At 41.5% G+C, this 26,464-nt stretch carries 29 protein-coding genes; 18 read left to right on the top strand and 11 right to left on the bottom strand.

Annotated features, from left to right (window positions below):
* Window positions 1-45 precede the first annotated feature (45 nt).
* Complete coding sequence (locus tag P8629_RS05830; protein ID WP_278165187.1) at window positions 46-276, top strand: YrhK family protein; 231 nt, start codon at window positions 46-48, stop codon at window positions 274-276.
* Window positions 277-539: 263 nt separating this feature from the next.
* The gene (locus tag P8629_RS05825; RefSeq protein ID WP_011370479.1) at window positions 540-746 is read left to right on the top strand and encodes a cold-shock protein; all 207 of its coding nucleotides are present in this window, start codon (window positions 540-542) and stop codon (window positions 744-746) included.
* 129 nt (window positions 747-875) lie between these two features.
* On the opposite strand, the gene P8629_RS05820 is transcribed toward P8629_RS05825, so the two are convergent.
* Entirely contained in the window at window positions 876-1,196 is a 321-nt protein-coding gene (locus P8629_RS05820; protein ID WP_278165186.1) for a hypothetical protein, read from the bottom strand.
* Between the two features lie 234 nt (window positions 1,197-1,430).
* Here P8629_RS05820 and P8629_RS05815 point away from each other — a divergent pair, with 234 nt between their 5' ends.
* From P8629_RS05815 to P8629_RS05805, 3 genes are all read left to right on the top strand, one after another.
* On the top strand, window positions 1,431-1,670 hold the full coding sequence (locus P8629_RS05815; RefSeq protein WP_278165185.1) for a hypothetical protein: 240 nt from the start codon (window positions 1,431-1,433) through the stop codon (window positions 1,668-1,670).
* Between the two features lie 115 nt (window positions 1,671-1,785).
* Window positions 1,786-2,733 carry a ribosome biogenesis GTPase YlqF gene (gene ylqF, locus P8629_RS05810; RefSeq protein WP_278165184.1) on the top strand — a complete coding sequence of 316 codons (948 nt, stop codon included), beginning with the start codon at window positions 1,786-1,788 and terminating at the stop codon, window positions 2,731-2,733.
* Window positions 2,734-2,763: 30 nt separating this feature from the next.
* Window positions 2,764-3,612 (top strand): 23S rRNA (adenine(2030)-N(6))-methyltransferase RlmJ, encoded by an 849-nt coding sequence (locus P8629_RS05805; RefSeq protein WP_278165183.1) that lies wholly within the window; start codon window positions 2,764-2,766, stop codon window positions 3,610-3,612.
* Window positions 3,613-3,617: 5 nt separating this feature from the next.
* Here P8629_RS05805 and P8629_RS05800 read toward each other — a convergent pair whose 3' ends face one another.
* From P8629_RS05800 to P8629_RS05775, 6 genes are all read right to left on the bottom strand, one after another.
* A complete protein-coding gene (locus tag P8629_RS05800) occupies window positions 3,618-4,508 on the bottom strand; it encodes a hypothetical protein (protein ID WP_278165182.1) in 891 nt (296 codons plus the stop codon).
* Window positions 4,509-4,513: 5 nt separating this feature from the next.
* A complete protein-coding gene (locus P8629_RS05795) occupies window positions 4,514-5,335 on the bottom strand; it encodes a PilZ domain-containing protein (protein WP_278165181.1) in 822 nt (273 codons plus the stop codon).
* Window positions 5,336-5,343: 8 nt separating this feature from the next.
* Window positions 5,344-5,625: a hypothetical protein gene (locus tag P8629_RS05790; protein WP_278165180.1), complete on the bottom strand. Its 282-nt coding sequence runs from the start codon at window positions 5,623-5,625 to the stop codon at window positions 5,344-5,346.
* Window positions 5,626-5,707: 82 nt separating this feature from the next.
* Window positions 5,708-6,211 (bottom strand): TlpA family protein disulfide reductase, encoded by a 504-nt coding sequence (locus P8629_RS05785; RefSeq protein ID WP_278165179.1) that lies wholly within the window; start codon window positions 6,209-6,211, stop codon window positions 5,708-5,710.
* Window positions 6,212-6,282: 71 nt separating this feature from the next.
* The gene (gene hda / locus P8629_RS05780; RefSeq protein ID WP_278165178.1) at window positions 6,283-6,996 is read right to left on the bottom strand and encodes a DnaA regulatory inactivator Hda; all 714 of its coding nucleotides are present in this window, start codon (window positions 6,994-6,996) and stop codon (window positions 6,283-6,285) included.
* Window positions 6,997-7,051: 55 nt separating this feature from the next.
* Window positions 7,052-8,101 (bottom strand): DUF2066 domain-containing protein, encoded by a 1,050-nt coding sequence (locus P8629_RS05775; protein WP_278165177.1) that lies wholly within the window; start codon window positions 8,099-8,101, stop codon window positions 7,052-7,054.
* Window positions 8,102-8,323: 222 nt separating this feature from the next.
* Here P8629_RS05775 and purM point away from each other — a divergent pair, with 222 nt between their 5' ends.
* The 5 genes from purM to apbC all read left to right on the top strand — a co-directional run bounded on the left by purM (window position 8,324) and on the right by apbC (window position 12,720).
* The gene (gene purM, locus P8629_RS05770; protein ID WP_278165176.1) at window positions 8,324-9,367 is read left to right on the top strand and encodes a phosphoribosylformylglycinamidine cyclo-ligase; all 1,044 of its coding nucleotides are present in this window, start codon (window positions 8,324-8,326) and stop codon (window positions 9,365-9,367) included.
* 107 nt (window positions 9,368-9,474) lie between these two features.
* Complete coding sequence (gene purN / locus P8629_RS05765) at window positions 9,475-10,107, top strand: phosphoribosylglycinamide formyltransferase (RefSeq protein WP_278165175.1); 633 nt, start codon at window positions 9,475-9,477, stop codon at window positions 10,105-10,107.
* Between the two features lie 4 nt (window positions 10,108-10,111).
* Complete coding sequence (locus P8629_RS05760; protein ID WP_278165174.1) at window positions 10,112-10,858, top strand: DUF3108 domain-containing protein; 747 nt, start codon at window positions 10,112-10,114, stop codon at window positions 10,856-10,858.
* Entirely contained in the window at window positions 10,855-11,478 is a 624-nt protein-coding gene (gene dcd / locus P8629_RS05755) for a dCTP deaminase (protein WP_278165173.1), read from the top strand. Before P8629_RS05760 ends, dcd begins: the two co-directional genes overlap by 4 nt.
* Window positions 11,479-11,595: 117 nt before the next feature.
* The gene (gene apbC / locus P8629_RS05750; protein ID WP_278165172.1) at window positions 11,596-12,720 is read left to right on the top strand and encodes an iron-sulfur cluster carrier protein ApbC; all 1,125 of its coding nucleotides are present in this window, start codon (window positions 11,596-11,598) and stop codon (window positions 12,718-12,720) included.
* On the opposite strand, the gene P8629_RS05745 is transcribed toward apbC, so the two are convergent.
* Genes P8629_RS05745 through P8629_RS05730 form a run of 4 tightly spaced genes read right to left on the bottom strand, consistent with a single transcriptional unit; the run spans window position 12,721 to window position 17,571 of the window.
* Window positions 12,721-14,310, bottom strand: coding sequence for a PAS domain-containing sensor histidine kinase (locus tag P8629_RS05745; protein ID WP_278165171.1), 1,590 nt, complete (start codon window positions 14,308-14,310; stop codon window positions 12,721-12,723).
* The gene (locus tag P8629_RS05740; protein ID WP_278165170.1) at window positions 14,307-15,557 is read right to left on the bottom strand and encodes a hybrid sensor histidine kinase/response regulator; all 1,251 of its coding nucleotides are present in this window, start codon (window positions 15,555-15,557) and stop codon (window positions 14,307-14,309) included. Before P8629_RS05740 ends, P8629_RS05745 begins: the two co-directional genes overlap by 4 nt.
* Window positions 15,547-17,250 (bottom strand): ATP-binding SpoIIE family protein phosphatase, encoded by a 1,704-nt coding sequence (locus tag P8629_RS05735; protein ID WP_278165169.1) that lies wholly within the window; start codon window positions 17,248-17,250, stop codon window positions 15,547-15,549. The genes P8629_RS05740 and P8629_RS05735 overlap by 11 nt, the downstream gene beginning before the upstream one ends.
* A gap of 18 nt (window positions 17,251-17,268) precedes the next feature.
* The gene (locus tag P8629_RS05730) at window positions 17,269-17,571 is read right to left on the bottom strand and encodes an STAS domain-containing protein (RefSeq protein WP_278165168.1); all 303 of its coding nucleotides are present in this window, start codon (window positions 17,569-17,571) and stop codon (window positions 17,269-17,271) included.
* 367 nt (window positions 17,572-17,938) lie between these two features.
* Here P8629_RS05730 and metG point away from each other — a divergent pair, with 367 nt between their 5' ends.
* The 8 genes from metG (at window position 17,939) to nth (ending at window position 26,431) form a co-directional block, all read left to right on the top strand.
* Window positions 17,939-19,981 carry a methionine--tRNA ligase gene (gene metG / locus P8629_RS05725; protein WP_278165167.1) on the top strand — a complete coding sequence of 681 codons (2,043 nt, stop codon included), beginning with the start codon at window positions 17,939-17,941 and terminating at the stop codon, window positions 19,979-19,981.
* A gap of 32 nt (window positions 19,982-20,013) precedes the next feature.
* Complete coding sequence (rsxA, locus tag P8629_RS05720) at window positions 20,014-20,592, top strand: electron transport complex subunit RsxA (RefSeq protein WP_278165166.1); 579 nt, start codon at window positions 20,014-20,016, stop codon at window positions 20,590-20,592.
* Window positions 20,589-21,161 carry an electron transport complex subunit RsxB gene (gene rsxB, locus P8629_RS05715; RefSeq protein ID WP_278165165.1) on the top strand — a complete coding sequence of 191 codons (573 nt, stop codon included), beginning with the start codon at window positions 20,589-20,591 and terminating at the stop codon, window positions 21,159-21,161. Before rsxA ends, rsxB begins: the two co-directional genes overlap by 4 nt.
* Before the next feature lie 11 nt (window positions 21,162-21,172).
* The gene (gene rsxC / locus P8629_RS05710) at window positions 21,173-23,296 is read left to right on the top strand and encodes an electron transport complex subunit RsxC (RefSeq protein WP_278165164.1); all 2,124 of its coding nucleotides are present in this window, start codon (window positions 21,173-21,175) and stop codon (window positions 23,294-23,296) included.
* 71 nt (window positions 23,297-23,367) lie between these two features.
* Window positions 23,368-24,399, top strand: coding sequence for an RnfABCDGE type electron transport complex subunit D (locus P8629_RS05705; RefSeq protein WP_278165163.1), 1,032 nt, complete (start codon window positions 23,368-23,370; stop codon window positions 24,397-24,399).
* 2 nt (window positions 24,400-24,401) lie between these two features.
* Entirely contained in the window at window positions 24,402-25,058 is a 657-nt protein-coding gene (rsxG, locus tag P8629_RS05700; RefSeq protein ID WP_278165162.1) for an electron transport complex subunit RsxG, read from the top strand.
* Entirely contained in the window at window positions 25,051-25,782 is a 732-nt protein-coding gene (locus P8629_RS05695) for an electron transport complex subunit E (protein WP_278165161.1), read from the top strand. Before rsxG ends, P8629_RS05695 begins: the two co-directional genes overlap by 8 nt.
* A 16-nt stretch (window positions 25,783-25,798) precedes the next feature.
* Window positions 25,799-26,431 carry an endonuclease III gene (gene nth / locus P8629_RS05690; RefSeq protein WP_278165160.1) on the top strand — a complete coding sequence of 211 codons (633 nt, stop codon included), beginning with the start codon at window positions 25,799-25,801 and terminating at the stop codon, window positions 26,429-26,431.
* Window positions 26,432-26,464 lie beyond the last annotated feature (33 nt).

The raw sequence follows: 26,464 nt of genomic DNA, 5'->3' as shown, positions 1-26,464 counted from the left end.
ATAAAAAGACTTACACTGCCTTTAATGCTTCAAATCGGGGGTCTTATGAAAAATTTTTTACGCATATTGGTTCAGGATTATGGCTGGATCCACATTTCATTAGGATTATTCGGCAATACGATGTTTTTTATCGGCAGTGTTTTATTCCTGCCATCATTTGAGATATATCGAACGCTGGCAGTTTGGTTGTTTATTGTCGGTTCGTTCTTTATGTTGATCGGTTCTGTCGGGCGTTTGCTGGTTGATCTTTGGGATAGACACTTTTTTAAAAAATAATTTTCAGTCGTAAACCCCATACAGGGCAAGGGATTCCCAAGGTTTCTTGCCTGCAGTCTAAACTTTTACGTAAATAAAGTTTGACAGAATAGTGAAACTAGCGTCTAATGCACTTCACTAAGAAAGAAATTCTATTGTTTATCTGCTCGACTTCGTTGTTTTATTCGTAATTCTCCGTGCTGTGTAGTTTTAAGTACAAGTTTATTTTTCTGATGTTCACGCCGTAAGGCACTCTTTATATTATAAATTTACAGGATATTATTATGTCTAATACAACAGGAACTGTTAAGTGGTTCAACGAATCTAAAGGTTTTGGTTTTATCGAGCAAGAGTCTGGTCCAGACGTTTTCGCTCATTTTAGCGCAATTGTAAGCTCAGGCTTCAAAACTTTAGCTGAAGGCCAAAAAGTTGAATTTACTGTAACTGACGGGCCAAAAGGTCCTCAAGCAGAAAACATCGTTGCTCTTTAATCCTTTACGTTAATTCGTAATCGCTTAAAGCAATTATAAAAAGCAAGGCATCGCGCCTTGCTTTTTTTTCGTCTCAAATAAACCATTCTAGCCAGACCTGGCAATATTTAGTGGCACACTAACTCCCCCTTACTCCACCAAATAATCCATTAACTGAATATACAGTTTTTCCAAGACTTTAATATTGTATTGTGTGGTTTCAATGTCGCAATCAGGATGCGATAAAGCGTCTTTATTCAACTGCCAAACCCGCTTACAGGTTTGAATCGTCGTACGTAATTCATAAGGCGATGGATTCCCCGGTTCACACCAATCGCCCGGCATCATATCAATTTGTTTCGGCGTGAAAGCGTAAACCCTTCCTTTAGCGTTCTTAGCTTGTGCTGATGAAAAAACAGGGCTGTACTGACTGCTTGTGTCTCTTGGCTCTTTTTTCCTTACTCTTGGCATAATCCACTCCTAACTAAGTGCTTAAAAACAATTAAGAAATTTTATACCTCGTGACCAGTATATAACCTACCAATCAGGTAGGAAATAGATATTTTTAATCCCCCCATGCATAACAACCCTTAAAATGTTTAAGGTTTTTCTCCAAAAATATTTTCAATAACATGGTGTTACTCTCACTTAGCCCTTTAATTTCGGTACAATTATTTTTTCTTTAAAACATCAACAAGGATCAGAATGGATATTTGGCAAAAGATTTTTTTGTATTTAGGTGCTTTGATTGGTGCTGCTTTTTTACTGGTCGTCATGATTGTGCTGGGCACAGCTGAAAATGGACAACTGACAACTGAAGGCCTACAACACCTAGAAGGCCCATTGACTTCATTTTACGAACTCTTTAGATGGTTTGTTTATATCTGGCTAGTTGCTGGTGCAGTATTACTATTTCGCTTTCTAAAAGGTATGTTCTCTAGATAGTCTTTTCCCTCCGCTCCATTGTCATTTACCTTTTAGATGATTTATGGCAATGGAAAGCGTTTAAAACGCTATAATTCTTTTTATTTTAAATGCTTAATTAACTTCAGGAATTTGTATGCAAATCCAATGGTATCCCGGCCACATGCACAAGGCACAAAAAGAGATTCGTGAAATCTTGCCACAGGTCGATATGATCATCGAAGTGCTGGATGCACGCATTCCTTATAGTAGTGAAAATCCCATGATCGCGAATTTACGCGGCGATAAACCGACCCTGAAAATATTTAATAAATCAGACTTAGCCGACCCTTCTAAAACAGAAGCCTGGCAAGCTTATTTTGAACAATCTCAAAATATTAAAACCTTAGCGTTGAATGCCCAACAAGCTGACAGAAAAACGCAAGTGCTAGACATCATCAAAAAAATGATTCCTCGCAAATCCGAGTCCGTCAAAGTGATTCACGCTTTGATTATGGGGATTCCAAATGTTGGAAAATCGACCCTTATCAATACCCTTGCCAGCCGCCCTATCGCTAAAACAGGCAATGAACCGGCAGTGACCAAAATACTTCAGCGCATTAAACTGGAAGATGGCATTACCTTATTTGACTCACCAGGGATGCTTTGGTCGAACATTGAAAATGCACACTCGGGGTATCGCTTGGCAATTACAGGGGGAATTAAAGAAACCGCATTTGAATTACCCGACATTGCCAGTTATGCAGCAGAATATTTAATGCAAGCCTACCCTGACCGTTTAAAAGAACGTTATGGGTTAGAAGAACTGCCATTTCATGATCCTGCACCAGATGTTGCTTTCTTAGAGCAAATCGGTCGAAGTCGTGGCTGTCTGGTCAGTGGTGGTCAAGTAAACCTGGATAAGATTTCCCGTATTTTTATTACCGAAATTCGAGATGGCTTATTAGGAAATTTAACTTTTGAAACACCTGATCTAATGGAAGAAGAAAGTCGCTTAGTCGAAGTCCAACGGATTGAAAAAGCTGCAAAAAAACAAGCTCGCCTGGATGCACGTAAACAAAAGAAAAACAAACGTAACCGCTAACGCTTAACTTAGCATTTTCAAAGGAATTTTATGCTCAGCTATTTGCATTCATTTCACGCCGGTAATTTTGCCGACGTACTCAAGCACAGTGTTAGCATTCAAATATTGACCTATTTGATACAAAAACCGAAACCCCTTTATTATTTAGACACTCATTCCGGTACAGGTGCTTTCGCGTTAGATAAAACTGAAGCACAAAAAAATAAAGAATATGAAAACGGTATTGGCAAATTATGGTCACTTGACCCCAACGCTCAAAATCTACCAGGCCTGGTGACTGATTACCTTGCTTTGGCTCATCGCTTCAACCCTAAAAACACACTAACGCTATACCCAGGCTCACCTTGGTTTGCCCAGCAGATCCTTCGTGAACAGGATCGGCTCGGACTGTTTGAACTTCACCCTCGGGAACATACGACCTTACGTCAGAATTTTGCTGGGGATCGTCGAATCCACGCCTTTCAAGAAGATGGTTTTCATGGCTGCATCAGCCAACTCCCACCGAAAGAAAAGCGTGGTTACGTATTGATGGATCCACCCTATGAAGTCAAGAAAGACTATCAAACCGCTATTGCCAGCTTAATTAAAGCCCACAAAAAGTTCTCGAATTGTACTTATGCCTTATGGTATCCAATGGTTGACCGATACCGTATTAACGCTATGGAAAAAACGTTTAAAGACAGCGATATCCGTAATATTCAGTTATTTGAACTAGGCATTAAAAAAGACAGTGATAAAGGCATGACCGCAAGCGGCATGATTATCATCAATCCGCCTTGGACCTTGATGAAAACAATGCAAGAAGGCCTCCCCTTTTTGAGTGCCTTGCTTGCCGGTGAGAATGGTCATTTTAGAGCTGAACAATTGATACCAGAATAACTTTCTCAGAACTGATAACGAACTTTCAGTCCCCCGCCCCAAGTCGGTTGAACTTCATATTGATCTTGCCGATGCCCTTGGCGGTTATAAAAAGCAAAACGATAATCAGCTGAATAATGCCCGAACACATCAACCCCCCAGTGATGACCTGATTGATAGGACAGCATGACATCGCCCTTCCAGCTTTGTAGCTCCGCATAACCTTGTTGTTCAATGGCACTGTCATCCGACAGCTTCGCCATGAATTGTCGATAAGAGATGCCACTGCTGACTTTCCATCGCTCCGTCAAACCATAAGCAACAAATAGACGCGGAAACCCAATCACGGCCGAGAACCCTTGTTTGGCTTTAGCTCGGTAAGCAAGACCCAAAACGGGATACAAGCGACTACGAACCGGGTGATAATTATACATAGCACCTGCCATTAACGATACATCCGAGCGATATTGATACAGCACGAAACTTCGTAGATTCACGCTATAAGAATCATCCATCTCTACTTCATAAGCGGAAGAGGCGCCAAGAACATTGATCCAACGTGCCTTTTTACTCAATGACTTAGCCATTTTTCCTCCGAAACTCACCTTATGTAAATGGTTGATGGGTTGATCTTGACCATTTCCAAACGGCAGTTGGTCAACATCATACCAATCTAGATCCCATTGAGTATAACCAAAATAACCGAGGGCATTTTGCACCAGGAAATCGTAGGAATAATTGGAGAATTTTCCACCGGAATCTTGGATACTTGCTTGGTCTAAATAGCCGTAATTCAAAGAAATTTTCGGTAATAAAGGGTTGGTTGTAGGAGGCGTATTCGCGAAAGAAACGCTGGAGAAAGCCACTAAAAGCGACCATTGAAGCATCGGTAACAATCTGTTTAGATGCTTATTCATTGCTCTTACCTTTTCAAATACTCTTGTGCGATTTTTAGGGCTTCTTCAGGGTCTAAGCCTTGATGCATAAAATCATAAGCCACTTGCTGTTCTTCACTTAAAAAGCGGGATTCAAAATCGGAAATCAGTGTTTTCCAAGCCAGCTTATCTTGTGACTCGGCAGGCGTATGTGCCAAAAGCTTTGCCAACGTTGAGAATGCAATGGCACTTTCATTCATTTGACCGAGGTACTGCTTGAAATCTTCAAACTCTTCTTTTAAGTCCTGCAGCTTCATATCGGCAGTCTGCGAGCTGTCGAAAATGGATTCCACCGATTGTACAAATCGCGCAACTTCTTTTTGATTCGATTCAGACTGCGTTACTGCTAAATTCAAAGCCATACTGGCTTCTTGGAAGTCCGATTCATCAGTGGAGAGCTCAGAGCCATCTTCCATAAAGTTAAACTCAGACAGCTTGGATGTTTGCATCGAAACCAACGCGGTTTCCGCATCCGTCATCACGAGACGATGATGGGCAAGTAACTGATTACTGGTGACATGAGAAATGTGGCAGCCACAAAGGTATTTACCGCTGTCATCTGGCCGGAGATGAATCACCTCAACCCCTTCTAGACAATAAACTTCATCTGTTTGTTCATTTTTAATTCGTAAACTTAATTGCTGTTGCGGCAAAAACAAGTCTGGATCTTCGATAAAGAACCCTAAGCCCGTGAGATTGACATCTGCCCCTACAAAGGCAGCAGAAAAAGTTTCATCTTCATGATTAGTGACCTGAAAAGGTCGAATAAACCGTGAAGATTGCCTTTGCTCAAGATCCATCTGAATCATAAACAGTGTTACCCTTGACTCTTTTTAGCAATCTGCTGCTGATACCCCAATGCTTCACAATCTGCTTGTGGAATCCAACCTAAACAGCTTCTGACTTTTAATGATTGATAATTACGCACAATCGGTAAAATAGTGATTGATCCCCATAATATCTGATACCAACGCCACCCAATGGCAGAAGGTTGTTTTGCCCACCAGAGGTTATTCACCCCAAAGTGCTGGGTCTTAAAGATCAGATGAATGGCTAACCGCCAATATTTTAAGCCGAAGCGAATTTGTGTTGTATTCATAATGACCTATTCTAACATAACGAAAAATGCTCAATTGAGACGACAAAAAACAGTGTCATTTGAAATAATGACAACCCCATTCCTACTTCATCTTATTGAATTTTTTAATAAAATCTTCTAGCATCTTTTGGTCCACCATCCCCGTTCTAGCGGCAACCACTTCGCCTTTTGGAGACACCATATACGTTGTGGGCAGCCCTCTCAAAGGACCAAAATATGTGTTTTTACCATCAATCTTACCAACTTGTCTGACAATCGGAAACTTAATCATTTCTTGATCTAAGAACTTTTGCACAATATCCGTATCGACATCTTCATAATTCACACCTAAAACAACCGCATCATTGTTTTTGTGTGCCTCATGAAAAAAGCCTAACTCAGGCATTTCAACTCGACAAGGGGGACACCAAGTAGCCCAATAATTCACAATAACCCATTTACCCCGGAAATCCGATAATTTAACGGTTTCCCCCTTCAAGGTTTTAAATTCGAAGTTGACCGCAGCTTGTGCCGAAAAACTCCCTGCAATCAATAAGATCGCAAGGAAAGATTGAATAAGTTTGCTTTGTAAGGGTGATTGAATCATTCTTTATCCTTATTGTTGTGCTTTCATAGTTTCAACGGGTTAAGAAATCGTATCTTAACGAGCTTTTAAAACTATGAATGCTTCGTTAATATCTGTTTCACAAAAGGTAACGTCATACGTCGTTTCTCTACAAAAGTGGCTTGCTCCAAAATTCTCAAAACAGACAACAACTCCTGTAAATCCGTCGAAAATTGCTTAATCAAATAATTTCCGACGTCTAAAGGTAGTTCAAAACCGAGTTTTAATGCATGTCTTTGCATCGCCAGCACAATATCCGATTTATTGGTTAGCGGCTTAAGCGTAATCGGAAGAACGGACATCATCGCATGAGTCAACTCAGTTGTTGCAATAGACCAACTCCCTGCCGGATTTACGCCCGACAAAACGACTTTATGTCCAAGCTCTTTTGAACGCATCAACAAACTCGCTAAAGCATGTTCCCATTCTGGTTGACCAATAATATTTTCAACATCATCCAAACAGACCAATAAAGTCTGATCTAATCCATTCAGTACATCAGGAATCAAAGGCAAAGAGTCATCACCTAATGGCAAATAAACACTGGAGGACTTTTTCTCAGTCATAAATCGACATGCCGCCTGTAAGATATGCGTTTTGCCTGACCCTGATTCTCCCTGAAAATAAAAAGCTTCGCCGTTATTACTTTTCAGCAATGTCTGCTGAAACCGATTTAACGCAAGAACAACGCCTTCTTCTTCCGCGATAAACGTATCAAAACAAACTTCTTCTCGTAACCCTATTTTTAAAGGCAGTTGTACAAACACACATTTTCCCTAATTAATTAACTATGAACCAAACCAACATTGATCCAGCATGGATTTACATCCACTTTGCAATGACTTTCCCAATAACAGCGTCATCTTGAATCAGCTGTAAATCCCTCATTCCCTGAAAGTGGTCTAAAAGGCGATTGTAATCGCCTTGGTATACAACTTCAAAAGAGGCCTGGTTTTCTGAAACCCCTAGCAAACGAGCTTGATGTACGATGGGTTTTAAGTTCTTCAATGCTTCTTCTGTTTTTGTCAATCGATCAATAGACGTAATATTTTTAACCACCAACGTCAAAGAACCCAAAAATTCAGCTTGCTCACGATAGGGTGCAGAGTAAGCCTGCATCAACCGCTGTAGTGTATTTTCGAAATAAGTATAAGAAGTACTCCCCGTTGATTCAGATTGCAAAAGACTCTGACCATTCCGATTGAATAACTGCCATTTAAATCGTTCGGAGCCATCCATGCCTGAAATGACTTGGAAACTCAACAAGTATGCGGCATCCGTTCCTTGCAAGATATCGGGAATGCGCTGATTAAAACCATCCGCAGAATCAGGATAAATCCATTGTCCTTCATTTCGAGGCACGTCATAAGGCAAGCCTAACTGATTAGCCTTATTCCTAAAATCCATTTTGGGTGAATAGTTTAAGTTTTGCTGGTTCAGCTTTACCAATGTTCCAGCAATCAGCTGCGACCCCATTACATAGGTTAGCGGGCGATTCGCATAAGGCCAAATCACCAGCCCCTGCTTCTGGAAGTAGTCATAAAAACGTTCTTGGTCAAATTCAAACACCAAAAAAGTACCGACTCTCACCCCATCTTGTTCATAGGGTTCATATCGATAACTTTTCAACCATGCCTTTGGATTTCGAACAAAAGTCTCTGCCTCTGGTTGGAGAATAAATTCAGGGTTACCTGTTAATCGAACCAACTCGATTTTAATAGCATTTAATAAACTATCATCTAAGCTTGCTTTACTGCCTGCCACTCCATTTTGCAAAATGCGGACATCAAATAAATCTGCCTTTTGATTGGCGTAACCGTAAACGGTATGCGTTATCAGCATAAAAAATACAATTGAGACAAAACTTCTCATATCTACCTCATCATTTTTGGTTACAATATAGTATCCGATTTTGCTGTAAAACTCTGGTTAATTCAAAATGGGTTTGGGTAATTAAATACCAAATAATCACGTTAGAGATATTCTACTGTGGTTAAAGCCCTTTTAAAGCATTGAATTCATTTTGAATGCACCATTGAATACAATTAGGCAATAATTTTCATTTAAATTTAAGAAAGTTTTTAAATTCCTCTTATGACAACAAATAACCAATCTATAAGCTACAAAGACGCCGGTGTTGATATCGATGCTGGTAACGCCCTTGTTGAAGCCATCAAACCTATCGCAAAAGCAACTGCCAGACCAGAAGTATCAACCTCTTTAGGTGGCTTTGGTGCGCTATTTGAACTCCCAATGGATAAATATAAAAACCCATTACTCGTTTCAGGAACAGACGGTGTAGGCACCAAGCTTCGTCTAGCCATCGAGAGTGGCAAGCATGACCAGGTTGGAATCGATTTGGTAGCGATGTGTGTCAATGATTTGATCGTGCAAGGTGCGGAACCTCTTTTCTTTCTAGATTACTATGCAACCGGTAAACTGGATATTTACACCGCGAGAGATGTGGTCACTGGTATCGGTGAAGGATGTCAGCAATCTGGTTGTGCATTGATTGGCGGCGAAACGGCTGAAATGCCGGGCATGTACCCTGATGGGGACTATGACCTAGCTGGATTCTGTGTTGGTATTGTTGAAAAAGCTGACTTAATCGATGGAACTAAAGTAAAAGCTGGAGATGTGCTACTGGGACTTGCTTCTTCAGGACCGCATTCCAATGGGTATTCTTTGATTCGAAAAATCATTGAAGTAAACGGCGTTCACCTCAATGAAGATTGTAATGGTGAACCTTTAATTGATGCTTTAATGGCCCCAACACGCATCTATGTAAAATCAATCCTTGCGTTAATGAAGCAAATTGAAATCCACGCCATCTCACACATTACAGGTGGAGGTTTACTGGAAAACTTGCCACGTGTCATGCCAAACAACACCAAGGCGAAAATCGATACCAAAAGCTGGAATCGCCCTGTGGTATTTGACTGGATTCAAGAACACGGTAATGTTGAATTCCACGAAATGCACCGTACACTAAATTGCGGTATTGGAATGGTTGTCGTCGTAGATGAAAAAGACCAACAAACAGCTATTGATGCTTTAACCGCACAAGGCGAAGTGGTTTCTGTCATCGGTAAAATCGAAAGTAGCGAAACAGAAACGCCTGAAGTCGATTTAGTTTAAATTCGCCGTTCTGGAAGCCATACCTAACTTATTCATGGCTTTCAGAAATGGTAATTATTATGCACGCTCCACATTAACTGTTAATTTCATGACTCATGACCACTAAAATGCGCATTGCCGTTTTAATCTCAGGCAAAGGTTCTAACCTTCAAGCCCTCATCGACCAAGCAGATCAAGCACACTATGAAATTGGATTAGTCTTATCGAACCGCCCACATGCTGAAGGCCTTAAAAAAGCAGAGCAAGCCGGAATTCCTACCGCTATTTTAGATCACTCTCAGTTTGAATCTCGTGAAGCATTTGATACCGCGATGATCCAAATCATTGATAATTATAAAATCGAAGTCGTCATTCTCGCCGGGTTTATGCGTATCCTCACCCCCATTTTTACCGATCATTTTTTAGGCAGAATGTTAAACATACACCCCTCTTTACTGCCCAAATACCCAGGATTGAACACACATCAACGCGCCTTGGATGCAGACGATAAAGAACATGGGCTCAGCATTCATTTTGTCACCTCCGAGCTGGATGGCGGCCCTGTCATTCTTCAAGCAAAAGTGCCTATTACGAATGAAGATACTGCCGAAACATTACAAAAAAAAATACAACTTCAAGAGCATATCGCTTACCCTTTAGTGACAAATTGGCTTGCCAGTGGCGATTTAATATTTAAAAATAACCAGGTCTGGTATAAAAACGCCCCTCTTACAACACCGATACAATTAACGGAGCTGTAACACTATGAACTGGCTAAAACGGTTTGCCCCTTATTTTCAATCTAAAGCCACAACATTTCTCTTGATTTCACTGTGGTCTTCAATTGTTTCTGCGGAACAACTTCCCAATTTCAGCGCCAGTTTTGACATTCGAGTTCTGGGATTTCATATTGGTCAAGCACAGCAAGAAATGACCTGTGAGGGAAAACAATGCCTGTTAACCAGCAAAGCAGAGCCTCCTGGATGGGCACGTAAATTTATCAATGAATCAACAGTTGAAAAAATACGTTTGCGCCAAACGGATAATCAACTCAAATGGTTGCAATACAAAAAATTCTTAACGCGTCACTATGATGATAAAACCATCAACAAAACCTACACCCTGGTTCGCAAAGAAAAACTCGATAAAGTCGAATACATTGAAAAAAGTCAGTTTTGGCCAAACCAAAAGCACTTATATGATGTTATTTCAATGGCCTATGGCATCCAATTCCAAGTACTCAATAAAAAACCACTGGATAATCTCTATTTACAAGACGACAAAGTTCAACAAAAAATTAACTTCACCGTAAATAATAAAGACGATGAAATAGACTTACCTTTTCAGGACGACGCACAAACAAAGCTTTTTGCCTTTCATAATGGTAAAATTGACGCCCAACTATGGCTAATGCCAAAACTTAACTACTTTCCGGTTCGGATCATCATCTTAAATAAAGAAGAAGATCGAAAAATTGAATTGGAACTTAATCATAAGCCGACACTCAAATGAAATTAAGCGATAGAGATATTATTCAGCACTTGAAAATTGGGAAAATTGGAATTGATCCAATGCCAGAACAACACAAAATCAAAGGAATCAGTGTTGATTTGCGTTTAGCGAATAAATTCCGTGTGTTCAATGATCACACTGCCCCCTTTATCGACTTAAGTGGCGCATCTGATGAAATGCAGAAAATGATGGACATCATCATGGGTGATGAAGTCGTCATTAAAGAAGGAGAGGCTTTCTTCCTTCACCCAGGTGAATTGGCATTGGCATCAACATTTGAGTCTGTCTCCATCCCTGATGACTTGGTCGGTTGGTTGGATGGACGCTCTAGCTTGGCAAGACTTGGCCTGATGGTTCACGTCACCGCACACCGAATCGATCCCGGCTGGCAAGGACAAATCGTATTAGAAATATTCAATAGTGGAAAACTGCCTTTGGCACTGCGCCCTGGCATGGATATATGCGCCATTAACTTTGAAACCCTCTCCAGTGCGGCAATCAAACCTTACAACAAGCGTGCAGATGCAAAATATCGCAACCAAAAAGGTCCAACAGCCAGTCGTATCACGCAAGACCAAACATCACATCAAGACGAAAGACAACTCGACTTACTGTCTTAATAATACCCTTTCTTTTCTTAACGTTGAGTTTGTCGTCTGCCTTGTTTTCCCCTATTAAATCAGCACAATTGACCAGGCTTGGTCAATTTTTGCAACCGATAGCTTACGGAGATCCATATGAGCATTCTTAAAAAATTATTTGGTAACGGCATTTCAGAATCTTTACAAGAAGCCATTACCAACACGGTTTCAAATTTAGCCATGGAACCTTTTGAAGCTGGCGCCTTAAGTTCAAAAAATATTGAGTCGGCTGACTTGAAAAAAGGATGCCTCACCCTTTCAATCTCGCTGCCCTTTCCGGCAAAAAGCATGTGGCCTGCCTTTGAACAAGCTTTAACGCAAGGCCTGTTAACCCTAGATGGAATAGAAAGCGTATCAATCGATTTCACGACCCGCATTCAAGCCCATGAAGTACAGGGCAATACCACCCCTTTGAAAGGCGTCAAAAACATTATCGCGGTCGCCTCAGGTAAAGGCGGTGTAGGGAAATCAACCACCAGTGTAAATTTAGCACTGGCTTTACAACAAGAAGGCGCACAAGTTGGGATATTAGATGCAGATATTTACGGACCCAGTATTCCAACCATGCTAGGCGTTCATAGTAAACCTGAAACCAAAGATGGTAAGAGCATGGAGCCCCTTTCTGCTTATGGTTTACAATTGATGTCGATTGGGTTTTTAATTAACCCTGATGACCCAATGATCTGGCGAGGGCCGATTGTGACCTCTACCCTCACTCAGTTACTAAATGAAACCAATTGGAAAGAACTCGATTACTTAATCATTGATTTGCCCCCAGGAACCGGAGACGTACAACTCACCCTTTCTCAACAAATTCCGGTGACCGGCTCGGTCATCGTTACCACACCACAAGAAGTGGCATTAATTGATGCTCGTAAAGGCTTACGTATGTTCGAAAAAGTGAACATTCCGGTATTGGGCGTGGTCGAGAACATGAGTACTCATATTTGCAGTCAATGTGGACATGAAGAAGCCATTTTTGGTGAGCATGGAGGTGAGTCACTCGCAAAAGATCATCAGGTCACCTTTTTGGGTGCCTTACCGCTTAATAGCAAAATCAGACAACAAGCGGATGAGGGAAAACCGACCGTTGTGGCCGAACCAGCCAGTGACATTACCTTAAAATATCGTCATATCGCTTATTCTGTCGCCAGCCAAATTGCTTTAAAACGACGTAACTTTAGCTCTGCATTCCCGAATATCGTGGTAGAAAACAGCTAATTAAGTTCCTGATAATTTCACCGGAAAAGTTAAAGTAAACTGTGTGCCTTCCTGTTTGGAAGATACCACTTCAACTTTTCCACCATTCTTGTTCATAAAGTTAGCAACAGAATGCAATCCATGCCCTGAGCCGCCCTCTTTGGTGGTAAACCCGTAGTTAAAGATTTTCTTTAAATCATCGGTTCCAATTCCCTCTCCCGAGTCCTGTACCATTAATTGAATAGAATCCTTATCTTGACAAGTGTGCAGTGTGATCTGTTTTGTTGGGTTATCTGAAGCCTCTATAGCTTCCGCAGCATTTTTAATCAAATTCAATAAAGCCTGAAATAACTGATTATGCGACAATTTCAAAAAAATTGAGGTATTGGCATCCAATACCTGAATGCTAATTTGTTTTTCATTTAATAACGCTTGGCTCGAAAGAATCACTTCTTGTATAAGGTTATACAAGTTAACCACTTCCTTGGCATTCTCAAGTGGTAAGACTTGCTGTTTTGACCCAACGGCATCAATCAACAACGCCAGATCATTTTTCAGCGCAACAGTCGTTTTTGAAAAATGCTTTTCCAAGATAAATTGACAGCTGTTTTCAATCGCTTCAATAAAATTATAAGAGGTTTCTGCGGGCAAACTTAACGACTGTTTTTCTTCACACCACCGTTCTATATAGTTTGCAACCCCTTTAAGTTGGTCAACTCCTGAAGCCAGTACGCCATAAGTGGCATTCATGCTATTCAACGTATTGCCGATATCATGAATTAAATCGCTCTTGGCCTTCAATATGCCTTCTTGATAGTTTTCATATTGAAGACGTCTGGAAAATTGTTTTTGCTCACTAATATCCTTGCCGACAAAATAAAAATAATACCGCTTTTCTTCTTTTACTTTCTTGACTTGAGCGAATGCCCATTTTTGCTTGCCATCTCCATCAAAATAACGCGTTTCACCTGAAAAGGTTTCAAAATATTGCACAATCCCACTTTCATCATTCGACCATAGCACAATATCATGAATCGAGGAGCCGACAACCTGATTATTAGACCACCCCATTTCTTTTGTGCCATGCGAGTTAATATTGATTATTGTCCCTTCTGCATCAAATTTAATGACACTTAAAAGATTATTAAACAACTTATTCTGCACATCCAGGTTTTGCTGAACCCTTTCAATCTGAGCTGTTTTATTTTCTAGTGACGCTCGTAAGTCAGCTAATTGTGTAACCTGTAAAGTCGCTTGTTTGAGCAAAATAGGGCTAGCATTATTTTCCACCAGAATAACTTGATTATCAGTGACATCTAGAAAACGATTTAATAAAGTTTCATCCAGCGTTGAACTGGAGAGGATATAAAATAACGACGGATTAATCTCATGTAAGTGTTGAAGAGCAAACTCACAATCTGTTTTTGAAAGAACCGTTTCATCCATAAAAACGAACAGAAAAGATTTTTCTTGATTAACATCATCAAGCACACTCCTGGCAAGTTCAGAAAAATCATTATAAGCCGTTACGTTATCCAGGTAATACTGTTGAAAATACCTTAAAAAATAAGCATCTTGGGTTAACAGTAGAACACGAGGCATTGAGTTCATGTCATGTCAATCCGAAAAGGAAACTGCAATCGAACCTCGACCCCTTTATCTCTTCCAGCACTATAAAGAGCCGTCTCACCTGAGACACGATTAATAAATTGTTGAACAAGCGTTAAACCAACGCCTGAATGTTTTTCTTTCTTTGAATAACCATCATAAAAAACCTTATTCAGATCAGATTTATTAACCCCTACCCCATTATCAATCAACTTAATAATTGCATTTTCGCCCTCTTTTTCAACCAGCAACCGAATACTGCCCTTAAAGCCTGCTGTTTTGAGTGCTTGGGAAAAAACCGAATCCAACGCATTTCGAATAACCGCACTGACAGCTAAAATCAAACAGCTATAGGGGAGATAAAACGTCACTTCTTGATCGAGATGACACTCTATTTCAAACTGAATATGATCAGGTAAAGCATTTAACTCCGGCATCAGACTTAAAATATAATTCACCAGATCTCTTAAAGAAAAAACCATTACTTTGTCTGAAGACATCGAAAGACGTTGCAATGAACTGACCATCTGCGATAGGTGTTGCGCTTCACCGAAAATCGTTTGGGTAATTTCTTTATAGTCGGGTTTTTGTTCCGGCAAAACCTCAAATTCCGTACTTAAATAAGAGATCAACCCAGCTTGTGCATTCACTTTATCTGCCAGAATGGCTAACAAAGAGTTGGAGACCTCATACATTGATGCGTCAAACAAATTTTGTTTAACCTTATCCCCTAAGGTATGCGTTACCTGCTCAATATAGCGGTCTTTATCCCACGCACGCACAAAGTTCAAAGCCATTTGTTCCACTTCTTCTGTCTGGAATGGCTTGCGAATAAAAAGTACATTCTCTTGTAAAGACTGAGTAATTTCCGACAAATCAAAATCAGAATAAGCCGTTACCATGACAATATAGATACGAGAGTCCATTTCACGGATTTTCTTTGCGGCATCCAAGCCATTCATCCCTGGCGGCATTCGAACATCAATAAAAGCAACTTTAATAGGCGTTTCAGCCTCTAAGCAGGCAGACACTTTTTCAATTGCCTCATCCCCTTGCACAGCCGTATTAAGTTTAAAATGGCTAAATAATTGTGCTTTTGTGTCACCTTTGGAATTAGGTTTAGCTTCAGAGAAAAACGATTCTAATGTATCCAAAGCATCCGCAGATTCATCATCACCTTGAGAAAACAATGACTTATACGCATCAATTTGTCTGACATCGTCATCAACCACCAAAATATTATGAGGCATGTAAAGAACACTCCCATTCATAAATCGCTTCGACTTGTGCACCACCTTGTTTAAAATAAAATTCATCACTAAGCGACTTAATAATCTTAATCCCTCGCCCTGAAAAAACTTTATCCGACACGGATTGCCCCAAATCAAAGTCTACCTTTCCATCTCCATTATGAGAAACAATAAAATGTACTCTCCCCTTCATTGCCGAAAGAGGAGCATGTTTAATCTCAATGGTGATTTCTCCGTCCTCTAACCCACGTAAACTGGATTTTTTTTCATTAAGATAGTCAATAAAACCATTCTCTTTTTGTTTAATGGTTGAATCCAACTTCAGTAAGCCATGCTCTAAGGCATTGCTAAACAACTCACTTAAAATGATATGAAAATCTTCTTTAAAGTTAACTAATGACTGCACGCCCATCATGGCATCAATAATGGATTCAATAGGGTTTTCATTCTGTTTTAAAACATGAATCCCCAAACAATAAAACAAAGACCAATCCGCCGGTGCCGGAATTCTTTCATTCACGGCCTCTAGAATCTCATTAAACTGAGCTTTAAAAATGTCATCAACACTCAATTTAATAATGCTGACATCATCCATAAAAGGCTCAGAGCCACAAAAATTCTGACTGTCTGTCACTAAACGCTGAATATCGAGACCTTCCGTATTAAGAAGAGCATCAACCAAGCGAGAAACACCAAAAAGTTCACCATCACAATTCATCGCCTCAACCACACCATCGGTATATAAAATAAATTGCTCATGACCTTCTAAAGCAACTTCGCTCAACACCAACCCCAGTGATTCACTCGGGGTAATGCCCAATGGAAGACAGGTAGATCTGTATTCCGTTACCTCACGGGTTTTATCATCAATCATAATAAGAGGCTGCATCCCAGCATTCAGCACCTTAGCGGATTTATGACGAGGAGACACTTGAATAACGGTACAACTAAAAAAGACATGTACAGGAAGGATTAGTAAAAGCTTTTCATTCACAACCGAAGCAATTTCTTTCAACGTTCGACCTTTACGAACCATAGAGTAAAACACTTCCGCGACAGGAATGGCACCAATCGATGCAGGAAGCCCGTGCCCAGTAAAATCACCCAACAGGACAACCACATTTCCTGCAGGTGAAATCGAAGACAAAAACACATCCCCGTTAAAAATAGAGGCGGAGGAAATATGCGTTTTCAGCCCAGGCACTTCCTTTCTTGGCCCATGCACAAACTTTTCGAAAATACGCTCAGCTGATTTATGCTCCAACTCTAAACTTGAATGAAGCGAAGACACCAGTTCCTTAGATTTGATTAAATCATTATAAAAATCCAGGTTTCGTAACAAGGATGAAATCTTCGCGAGAAAGAGTTTTTCAGGATAAGGTTTTTGCAGGAAGTCATCAGCACCAGCCTCTAAAATTTCTTGAATCAATTCAGGGTTGGTCGCATTGGTAACAACAAAGATGGGGTAAAACGTTTCTTCTGATAGAGATTTAATTTCTGTCACTAACGACTGGCCTGACAACAAAGGTAAATCAATTTCAGTAATGACTAAGCTTGGATGGAATTGGTTAAACTGATTAAGGGCGTCTTCTCCATCTTTTGCTTCAAAGACGTCATAGCCGGCTTTTTTCAGTGTCAGTTTAAGGTAGAGTCTATTAGAATAAGAAGGGTCAACAATTAGAATACTTGGCATAAACGCAAGAAAGTAGAGTTATGAATTAATCGTGAAAAGTTGATCAAACTTCGCATCACATAATATCCTCATAACCTCATCATTGACGTTAGTAAATTCCACTTTAGAAGACTGCCCCCCGAGTTTTTCACGTAACAATAGCATCATCCCTAAAGCGGAGCTATCCATATAACTTGCCTTTGACAAATCAATCACAAATTTAGAACTGGTATTTAAGTTTTCGTTCAAAGCTTTATTGAATTGATCATAACAACCGATGTCAAAATTTCCTTCAACATAAATATAGACGACATCTTCATTGACCCGACTCGTTAAACTCATTCACCCTCCTCCCAATAACAGCCCTTAAATTACTTTTTATTTTAAACCATCAACAAATTGTTTAACACACTACAATTCGTCATATTTAAACATACTAAAAATTAACTTATATTGGATTTTACCCTTATTTAAAAGTGAAGTTTGAGGTAATACCATAAAAATTATGTATGTTCTACAAAACAAAAGTGTCTTACAATTTTATTTAAGTCAAAATAAAGAGTTTGAAGCGTTTTAATATTGTTTGAAAGTTCTCCATTTATCGAGCCCATTTTATAAAAAAATTCCCATATTCCCTTGGATTACACAAGCTAAAACCTTCAAAAAAGCTTATAATTGTGCGATTGATTTTTGGACTTAGAGTATAGAAATGAGCAATACGAGAAAAATATTAATTACCAGTGCACTGCCTTACGCCAATGGCCCAATTCATTTAGGTCATTTAGTCGAATATATTCAAACGGATATCTGGGCTCGCTTCCAAAAAATGCGCGGGCATGAATGTTATTACGTTTGTGCGGATGATGCACACGGCACGCCGATAATGTTACGTGCTCAAGCTGAAGGCATCGCGCCGGAAGATCTTATCGCACGCATCTCAGAAGAGCACCAAACAGACTTTGCTGGTTTTAATATTAACTTTGATTTTTATCACAGTACCAATTCGCCTGAAAACAAACATTTTGCCAGTTATATCTATACTCAGCTCAAAGAGCAAAACCATATCAGTCGTAAAACCATCAAGCAGTTCTATGATCCGGAAAAGAAAATGTTCTTACCGGACCGTTTCATTAAAGGCACTTGCCCGAAATGTAAAACGGAAGACCAATATGGCGATAATTGTGAAGCCTGTGGTGCAACTTACAGCCCAACCGATTTACTCAATCCAAAATCAGCTGTTTCTGGTGCGACCCCAATAGAAAAAGAAACCGATCATTTATTCTTCGAATTGTCTCACTTTGAAGACATGCTTAAAGGATGGACACATCAAGGTCACCTGCAAACCCAAATCGCCAATAAACTAGATGAATGGTTTGAGTCTGGACTGCGTGCTTGGGACATTTCACGCGACGCACCCTATTTCGGATTTGAGATTCCCGGTGAAACCGATAAATTCTTCTATGTCTGGCTTGATGCGCCAGTAGGCTATATGGCTAGCTTTAAAGCACTTTGTGATAAAACAGGATTAGACTTCGACGAATTCTGGAAAGCGGATTCCACCACAGAGCTATACCACTTTATCGGTAAAGACATTATCTATTTCCATGCTCTCTTCTGGCCGGCTATGTTGTCCGGGGCTGGCTTTAGAACGCCTAATGCAATTTTCTCACATGGTTTCTTGACGGTGGATGGTCAAAAAATGTCTAAGTCGCGCGGCACTTTCATTATGGCTAAGACCTACCTGGATCATTTAAACCCAGAGTATTTACGTTACTACTTTGCCGCCAAACTGAATAGCCGTATTGATGACATTGATTTAAGTTTGGAAGATTTTGCACAACGCGTAAACTCCGATCTTGTCGGTAAAGTCGTCAATATCGCCAGCCGTTGTGCCGGATTTGTGGTCAAAAAATTTGATGGCAAATTAAGCCAGGCCTGGTCAGATTCTGCTTCAACCCTTTATCAAAGTTTCTTAGATAAATCTGAAACCATCGCCAACCTTTATGAACAACGTGAGTATGCTCAAGCCATGCGCGAAATCATGGCCTTGGCTGATAAAGCGAACGAGTATATTGATGAAACCGCACCTTGGGTTTTAGCAAAACAAGAAGGTAAAGAAGCGGAACTTTATGAATCGGTCAGTTTAGGTATCAATCTGTTCCGAGTGCTGATCACCTACTTGGCGCCGGTCATTCCGACGACAGCAGAAAAGGCACAAGATTTCTTACAAATAAAAACTTTAAACTGGACAGACATCAACACGCCTTTAAAGGACCATGAAATCACTAAATTCAAGGCTCTAATGACACGGGTTGAAATGGACGCGATTGAAAAAATGACCGATGCCTCTAAACAGGATATGAAAAAAATGCCGCCAATGAAGCCAGAAATCAAAGACGAAACATCGAATCTAAACCCTATCGCGGACGAGATCACTTTTGACGATTTTGCCAAGGTAGATTTCCGTATTGCCAAAATCGTCAATGCAGAGCAAGTACCAGAAGCGGATAAACTCATCAAGTTGACACTGGATATTGGTGTTGGTGAACGTCAAGTATTTGCAGGCATCAAATCTGCCTACAAACCAGAAGACTTGATTGGTAAACTCACAGTTATGGTTGCCAACTTAAAACCCAGAAAAATGCGTTTTGGCTTGTCTGAAGGCATGGTATTGGCGGCGGGACCAGGTGGAGAAGATTTATTCTTACTCAACCCGGATGAAGGCGCTCAACCTGGCATGAGAGTCAAATAACCGATCACCTCAACTAAAAGATTCATTCATTTATGATGGCATACATTCTCATTATTATCAGCACGGTTTTAGTCAATAACTTCGTGCTGGTCAAGTTTTTAGGCCTCTGCCCTTTCATGGGTGTGTCTAAAAAAACCGATGCCGCTTTGGGAATGGGTATGGCGACCACCTTCGTCATGACATTATCTTCTATCTTAAGTTACCTCATTAACACTTATCTTTTAGTGCCTTTTGGTCTGGAATTCTTGCAAACCATTGGATTCATCCTTGCCATTGCCGCTGTCGTAGGCTTCACAGAAATGGCCATTCACAAAACCAGCCCAGTGCTTTATCAAGTGCTCGGAATTTATATTCCGTTAATCACCACTAACTGTGCTGTGTTAGGGGTTGCTCTGTTAAACGTTGGAGAGCGTCATGATTTTATCGAATCCGCTTTCTATGGCTTTGGGGCGGCATTAGGGTTTACATTAGTGATGATTTTATTTGCCTCAATTCGAGAACGTATTGCGTATGCTGATGTGCCTAAACCTTTTCAAGGCGCGCCTATCGCGTTAATTACTGCGGGACTCATGTCGGTTGCTTTTATGGGATTCGGTGGCCTCGTTAAATGATCTCAGCAATATTGATTTTTTTAGCGCTGGCGATTCTGTTTGGTATTTTATTGGGGTATGCATCTGTTCGTTTTAAAATTGAAGGCAATCCTGTTGCTGAACAAATAGATAACGTCCTACCCCAAACGCAATGTGGACAATGCGGTTTCCCTGGCTGTAAACCCTATGCGGAAGCCTTGGCAAAAGGCGAATCTGAAGTTAACTTGTGCGTTCCCGGTGGCCATGAAGTGATGATTCAGATTTCTGAAATCACCCACCGTGAACCCAAAGAAATGGAAGCGGAACCAGAAAACATTGCTCAAAAAATCGTTGCCAAAATAGATGAAGATATTTGTATCGGTTGCGTTCATTGCATCAAGGCTTGTCCGGTGGATGCTATTCTGGGCGCAACGAAAATGATGCATACGGTGATTGAAAGCGAATGCACCGGATGCGAAAAATGTATTCCAGTTTGCCCGGTAGACTGTATCGCAATGATTCCAGAAGAAGTGACACCTCAAACATGGGGATGGCCAGAACCGACCCCTCAAGAAGCGCCGTTGATTCAAACTTTTCCGCCAAAGGATTAAGCTGATACTTTATGACAACCACCCCGACACGAACCTTTAAACAAAAACTGATTCTCGGTTTGTCTAAGCTTTACCCCATGGCGAAGCGTGCTTTGTATCGTTTTCACGGTGGCGTTTTCCCTCGTTACAATAAAGAACTGTCTTTAAGTCACCCTTTGATCACCGACTTTATTCCTAAAACCTTGGTCCTACCCCTTCAGCAACATGTTGGCGTTATCACCGAACCCTTAGTCACACTAGGTGACTTGGTCTTAAAAAACCAGTTACTCGCCAACACAGAAAAAGGCTTGGCCGCTCCAATACACGCTCCTACATCGGGAAAAATCGTCGCGATTGAAGAACGCACCCTACCGCATGCTTCTGGTTTATCAGGTTTAAGTATTATTTTAGAAAGTGACCAAAAAGATCAAGCCATTGAGAACAGTTTAGACGTGGATGGTTCTATTCCAGAAATGCCCGATAAACTGAAAGCGTTGATTCACAGAGCGGGTATTGTCGGCATGGGAGGCGCAGGGTTCCCTACTTTCGCTAAAATCCCCTCTCAAAAAGGACAAATCAAATACCTTTTAATTAACGGCGCGGAATGTGAACCTTTTATCACCTGTGACGATGTTCTCATGCAAACCCGAGCGAATGACATCGTACAAGGTGCTTTGATTGTAGCCCAGTCTTTAGGGATCGAACATATTCTATGCGGTATCGAAGACAATAAAGGTAAAGCCATCAAGGCGATGCAAAAAGCTGCAAAAGATACAAATGTTCAAATCAAGGTCGTGGTAACGGCTTACCCTATGGGCGGTCAAACGCAACTCACACAAGAGTTAACCGGTATTGAACTGCCGGCCCATACACACGCCATTGATGTCGGTGTTTTGATGATGAATGTCGCGACTTTTGCAGCGATTTATCAAGCGGTCATACACGGCAACCCACTCACCTCAAGGTATGTCACTGTCTCCGGCTTAGGCTTAAACCATCCCTTCAATATCGATGCCCGTTTAGGCTCTTCCTTTAAAGAACTGGCACTTTTAGCCGAGCCCAAAACACCATTGACCTACCCGCTGATTAAAGGTGGGCCGATGATGGGGATTGAAATGCAAAGTAATGACGTCCCGATCATTAAAACCACAAATTGTATCTTGGCCACTCCACCAGAACCGATGGAAGAGCCGATGCCATGTATTCGCTGTGGAGAGTGCATGGATGCTTGCCCGATTAACTTATTGCCACAACAGCTTTACTGGCATAGTCGAAGTCATGAATTTGATAAAGTTGAAGAACTTAAGGTATTTGATTGCATTGAATGCGGTTGCTGTAGTTTTGTCTGCCCAAGTCATATTCCACTAGTGCAGTATTACCGTTTTGCAAAATCTGAAATCAAGCACATCAAACAAGAAGAAGCGACTGCTGAGCTGGCGAAAAAACGTCATGAATTCAGACAAGAACGACTGGAACGCGAAAAGAAAGAACGTGAAGACCGCATTAGAGCGAAGAAAGAAGCCGTCAAGCAAAAAGCCGCACAAAAGGCCAGTGCAGAAACCACTGAAACTGAAAAACCAAAAGCAAATGCGGCGGCAGCCGCCGCTGCTCGTGCAGCAAAAGCTCGCGCCGCGAAAAATGGTAAAGAAACACCCCCTGCTGAACCTAAACTTTCCGCGCGTGACAGAGCCATTGCAGCGGCTAAAAAGCGTACTGATGCAGCCAGCAAGCCCACCGAATCAAATACTACAACACCAACTAAAAAACAGAAAGACAAACCGAAAGACCCTAAAGCAGCCGCCATGGCCGCTGCTAAAAAACGCGCTGCAAAAGCCGCCAAAGAAAAACACTCTACCCAAGCGGATGCAACAGCAAGCACTGAAACGGATGCGACCGATACAACGGACACTATGAAAGACAAACGTGCTGCCGCCGTGGAAGCCGCGCGTCAAAAAGCCGCTGAGAAAAAGCGCGCGAAACAATCAGAACAACCAGAAAACGATTCCTTAGAAACGCCTTCTGTAGCAACCAAACCAAGTGATGAAACAACAGCGACACCCAATAAAGCCAGCGATGCGAAACGCAAAGCCGCAATGGCTGCCGCCAAAGCACGTGCAAAGAAGCAACAGTCTAAAACAACAGAAGAAAAAACGTAAACGTTTAAAACCGTTTAAAAAATACATTATGATGACAAACAGAATTTACAAAGGCTGAAACAGGTTCAAACATGGCAACCATTCCGCATACATCTCCTTTTACCCATAACGCCAGCAGCGTTAGAAAAGTAATGCTACAAGTGCAAATCGCTGCTTTCCCGGCGTTGATGACGCACATCTACTTTTTCGGTTTTGGTATCACCATTCAATGGACGTTAGCGGTACTCACCCTGATTATTGTGGAAACCGCTTTATTAAAATTGCGCAACCGCCCTGTCGCACCCTATATATTTGATTTAAGCGGCCTGATTACGGTAACCGGTATTGTGTTCTGCATTCCACCTGAATCGCCTTGGTGGGTCATTGTGTCAGGGGTGACCTTTGCACTTATTTTTGGAAAACATCTGTATGGTGGCTTAGGCTACAATCCTTTCAACCCGGCAATGTTAGGGTATGCTTTCTTACTGATTTCCTTCCCGGCCGAATTAACCCAATGGACGCTTCCTTCGGAAGTCTCTGGTCATCACATCAGTTTCATTGAATCATTCCACTTAATTTTTACTGGGCAATCATTGAATTTGTCTTTTGACCAACTGACTGGCGCCACGCCATTAGATGAAGTCAAAACCGCTTTAGCCATGGGCGTTCCTGTCACTACCACATTGAACAGCACAAACTTTAATGGGGAACAAATCCCTTATGGCTGGGCTTGGATTAATGTGGCTTTCTTTATTGGCGGCCTGTGGATGCTGTACAAACGTGCTATCCGCTGGCAATATCCGGTTGGGTTTCTTGGAAGCTTAGCCTTGATTGCTTATGTGTTTCATTGGATTGATCCCGACACTTATGCTCCTGCCAGCTTTCACTTATTAACGGGTGGCATTATGTTGGCCGCTTTCTTTATTATTACTGACCCCGTCACCTCCAGCACCACTCCGCTTGGTCGTTTCATCTATGCCGCTGGCATCGCAGTGCTGGTATATGTGATTCGAAATTGGGGTGCTTTCCCAGATGGTATTGCGTTCGGAATTTTGATTATGAACATGTTCGTTCCCTTAATTGACCAATACACGCAGCCACGTGTGGTGGGATATCGGAGATAAGCATGACCGAAGAAAAAGACATCCAAAAAACGATTCAACCCAAACAAGAACTGTGGCAGAAAATGCTACGTGCCGCACGTTTGTTGAGTATTTACACCGTCATTGGCGTCGGAATCTTATTACTCGTCAAACAACTCACCAATGAACCGATTCAGACAGCTGAAAAACAAGTCTTACTGGATACCATCAACCAACTATTACCTTCAAAACAGTATGACAACAACCTGTTAAAAGACACCATTGAAGTCACCGCTCCGAAATACTTACATACGCGAGATCCGGTCACAGTGTATCGGGCACGCAATAATGGCGAGCCAGTTGCATTAATTCTCACCACCCATGCGCCGGATGGGTATAGTGGGGATATCAAAATCATGTTAGCCGTGTATGAAGATGGGCGGATTGCTGGCGTTCGAGTTTTGAAACACAAAGAAACCCCTGGCCTAGGGGATAAAATTGAACTCAAAAAATCCAACTGGATCCTTGGATTTGATGGATTGAAACTGCGTGATGACAACAACGCTTTATGGTCCGTCAGAAAAGACGGCGGTGGGTTTGATCAATTTACCGGGGCGACCATTACACCGCGCGCAGTAATCAAAGCGGTTAAAAACGCGCTCATGTTTATTCAGGATAAAGGAGCGAAATTGTATGAGTAACTCTTCTAACAACGTCCTTACCGATAAATGGGCTGACTATCAAAAGATCGCCCGTAACGGTCTGTGGAACAATAACCAAGCGCTTGTCGCTTTACTGGGCCTGTGCCCCCTACTTGCGGTAACCAACAACACCGTAAATGGGATTGGGCTGGGCTTGGCGACCATGGCCGTGCTGATTGTTTCCAATGGGTTAGTGTCTTTGATTCGAGACCATGTATCCGATGAAGTGCGCATTCCTGTCTTTATCGCCATCATTGCTTCAGCGGTCACGGTGATTGATCTTTTAATGGAAGCTTATCTGCACACTCTGCATGGTATCCTCGGCATTTTTATTCCCTTGATTGTTACCAACTGTGCCATTCTTGGGCGGGCGGAAGCATATGCCTCTAAAAACACTGTCGACAAGTCCCTAGTTGATGCTTTTTTCATGGGCTTGGGCTTTGCACTCGTGTTAATTGTGCTGGGCTCATTACGAGAAATCATTGGCAATGGCACCCTATTCGATCAAATGGATCTGATGTTTGGAGAATCTGCCAAAGCATTAACAATTCACTTGTGGGATGACTACCATCCTGTTCTGCTAGCCATTTTACCGCCGGGTGCATTTATTGGTTTGGGCTTATTGGTCGCCCTGAAAAATGCCATTGAACAACGTAAAGCCGCCAAAGCGCAAAATGTATTAGGGGTTCACGTGTCGGTCAACCCTTTGAGAGCGCCAGAATAAGATTAGATTTCAACCGATGAATAAACAGAAACGCTTAGAAATTTTTCAACGCTTATCCGATGCTATCCCAGAGCCGGAAACGGAACTGAATTACAGTAATCCCTTCGAGTTACTGATTGCAGTTATCCTGTCGGCGCAAGCCACCGATAAAGGCGTCAATATCGCCACCAACAAATTGTTTCCAGTCGCCAATACCCCTGAAGCAATCTATGCATTAGGTGAAGAAGGTTTAAAAGAATACATCAAAACCATTGGCCTGTTTAACACCAAAGGCGCAAACATCATCAAAACCTGCAAGATGCTGATCGACTTGCACAATTCACAAGTGCCTGATAACCGAAAAGACTTGGAAGCACTCCCCGGCGTTGGTCGTAAAACAGCTAATGTTGTTTTGAACACCGCGTTCGGGCATCCTACCATGGCGGTCGACACCCATATTTTTCGGGTATCGAATCGTACCAAGCTCGCGCCGGGCAAAAATGTTTTGGAAGTGGAGCAAAAACTCCTGAAAAACGTGCCGAAGGAATACATTATCCCCGCCCATCATTTACTGATTCTTCATGGCCGTTATACTTGCACGGCTCGCAAACCCAGATGCGGCGCCTGTTGTATTTACGACCTATGCGAATACAAAGATAAAACCGCCTAAAAACAGCCAGGCCTGGGTATTTTTTCTTCTAAC

This window comes from Hydrogenovibrio sp. 3SP14C1, assembly GCF_029625905.1.
Classification (GTDB): domain Bacteria; phylum Pseudomonadota; class Gammaproteobacteria; order Thiomicrospirales; family Thiomicrospiraceae; genus Hydrogenovibrio.
Note: the sequence above shows the minus strand (reverse complement) of the source record. Positions and strands in the feature narration are given on the sequence as shown.

Excerpts from the sequence above, each read along its gene's own strand:
- ylqF (WP_278165184.1), top strand. The coding sequence starts at position 1,786 with ATGCAAATCCAATGGTATCCCGGCCACATGCACAAGGCACAAAAAGAG.
- rsxC (WP_278165164.1), top strand. The coding sequence starts at position 21,173 with ATGACAACCACCCCGACACGAACCTTTAAACAAAAACTGATTCTCGGT.
- P8629_RS05790 (WP_278165180.1), bottom strand. The coding sequence starts at position 5,625 with ATGAATACAACACAAATTCGCTTCGGCTTAAAATATTGGCGGTTAGCC.
- P8629_RS05785 (WP_278165179.1), bottom strand. The coding sequence starts at position 6,211 with ATGATTCAATCACCCTTACAAAGCAAACTTATTCAATCTTTCCTTGCG.
- P8629_RS05730 (WP_278165168.1), bottom strand. The coding sequence starts at position 17,571 with ATGAGTTTAACGAGTCGGGTCAATGAAGATGTCGTCTATATTTATGTT.
- purM (WP_278165176.1), top strand. The coding sequence starts at position 8,324 with ATGACAACAAATAACCAATCTATAAGCTACAAAGACGCCGGTGTTGAT.
- P8629_RS05695 (WP_278165161.1), top strand. The coding sequence starts at position 25,051 with ATGAGTAACTCTTCTAACAACGTCCTTACCGATAAATGGGCTGACTAT.
- P8629_RS05800 (WP_278165182.1), bottom strand. The coding sequence starts at position 4,508 with ATGAATAAGCATCTAAACAGATTGTTACCGATGCTTCAATGGTCGCTT.
- P8629_RS05820 (WP_278165186.1), bottom strand. The coding sequence starts at position 1,196 with ATGCCAAGAGTAAGGAAAAAAGAGCCAAGAGACACAAGCAGTCAGTAC.
- P8629_RS05805 (WP_278165183.1), top strand. The coding sequence starts at position 2,764 with ATGCTCAGCTATTTGCATTCATTTCACGCCGGTAATTTTGCCGACGTA.
- rsxB (WP_278165165.1), top strand. The coding sequence starts at position 20,589 with ATGATCTCAGCAATATTGATTTTTTTAGCGCTGGCGATTCTGTTTGGT.
- P8629_RS05745 (WP_278165171.1), bottom strand. The coding sequence starts at position 14,310 with ATGAACTCAATGCCTCGTGTTCTACTGTTAACCCAAGATGCTTATTTT.
- P8629_RS05815 (WP_278165185.1), top strand. The coding sequence starts at position 1,431 with ATGGATATTTGGCAAAAGATTTTTTTGTATTTAGGTGCTTTGATTGGT.
- P8629_RS05825 (WP_011370479.1), top strand. The coding sequence starts at position 540 with ATGTCTAATACAACAGGAACTGTTAAGTGGTTCAACGAATCTAAAGGT.
- dcd (WP_278165173.1), top strand. The coding sequence starts at position 10,855 with ATGAAATTAAGCGATAGAGATATTATTCAGCACTTGAAAATTGGGAAA.
- P8629_RS05760 (WP_278165174.1), top strand. The coding sequence starts at position 10,112 with ATGAACTGGCTAAAACGGTTTGCCCCTTATTTTCAATCTAAAGCCACA.
- P8629_RS05775 (WP_278165177.1), bottom strand. The coding sequence starts at position 8,101 with ATGAGAAGTTTTGTCTCAATTGTATTTTTTATGCTGATAACGCATACC.
- nth (WP_278165160.1), top strand. The coding sequence starts at position 25,799 with ATGAATAAACAGAAACGCTTAGAAATTTTTCAACGCTTATCCGATGCT.
- metG (WP_278165167.1), top strand. The coding sequence starts at position 17,939 with ATGAGCAATACGAGAAAAATATTAATTACCAGTGCACTGCCTTACGCC.
- P8629_RS05735 (WP_278165169.1), bottom strand. The coding sequence starts at position 17,250 with ATGCCAAGTATTCTAATTGTTGACCCTTCTTATTCTAATAGACTCTAC.
- P8629_RS05795 (WP_278165181.1), bottom strand. The coding sequence starts at position 5,335 with ATGATTCAGATGGATCTTGAGCAAAGGCAATCTTCACGGTTTATTCGA.
- P8629_RS05740 (WP_278165170.1), bottom strand. The coding sequence starts at position 15,557 with ATGCCTCATAATATTTTGGTGGTTGATGACGATGTCAGACAAATTGAT.
- rsxG (WP_278165162.1), top strand. The coding sequence starts at position 24,402 with ATGACCGAAGAAAAAGACATCCAAAAAACGATTCAACCCAAACAAGAA.
- P8629_RS05705 (WP_278165163.1), top strand. The coding sequence starts at position 23,368 with ATGGCAACCATTCCGCATACATCTCCTTTTACCCATAACGCCAGCAGC.
- P8629_RS05830 (WP_278165187.1), top strand. The coding sequence starts at position 46 with ATGAAAAATTTTTTACGCATATTGGTTCAGGATTATGGCTGGATCCAC.
- rsxA (WP_278165166.1), top strand. The coding sequence starts at position 20,014 with ATGATGGCATACATTCTCATTATTATCAGCACGGTTTTAGTCAATAAC.
- apbC (WP_278165172.1), top strand. The coding sequence starts at position 11,596 with ATGAGCATTCTTAAAAAATTATTTGGTAACGGCATTTCAGAATCTTTA.
- purN (WP_278165175.1), top strand. The coding sequence starts at position 9,475 with ATGCGCATTGCCGTTTTAATCTCAGGCAAAGGTTCTAACCTTCAAGCC.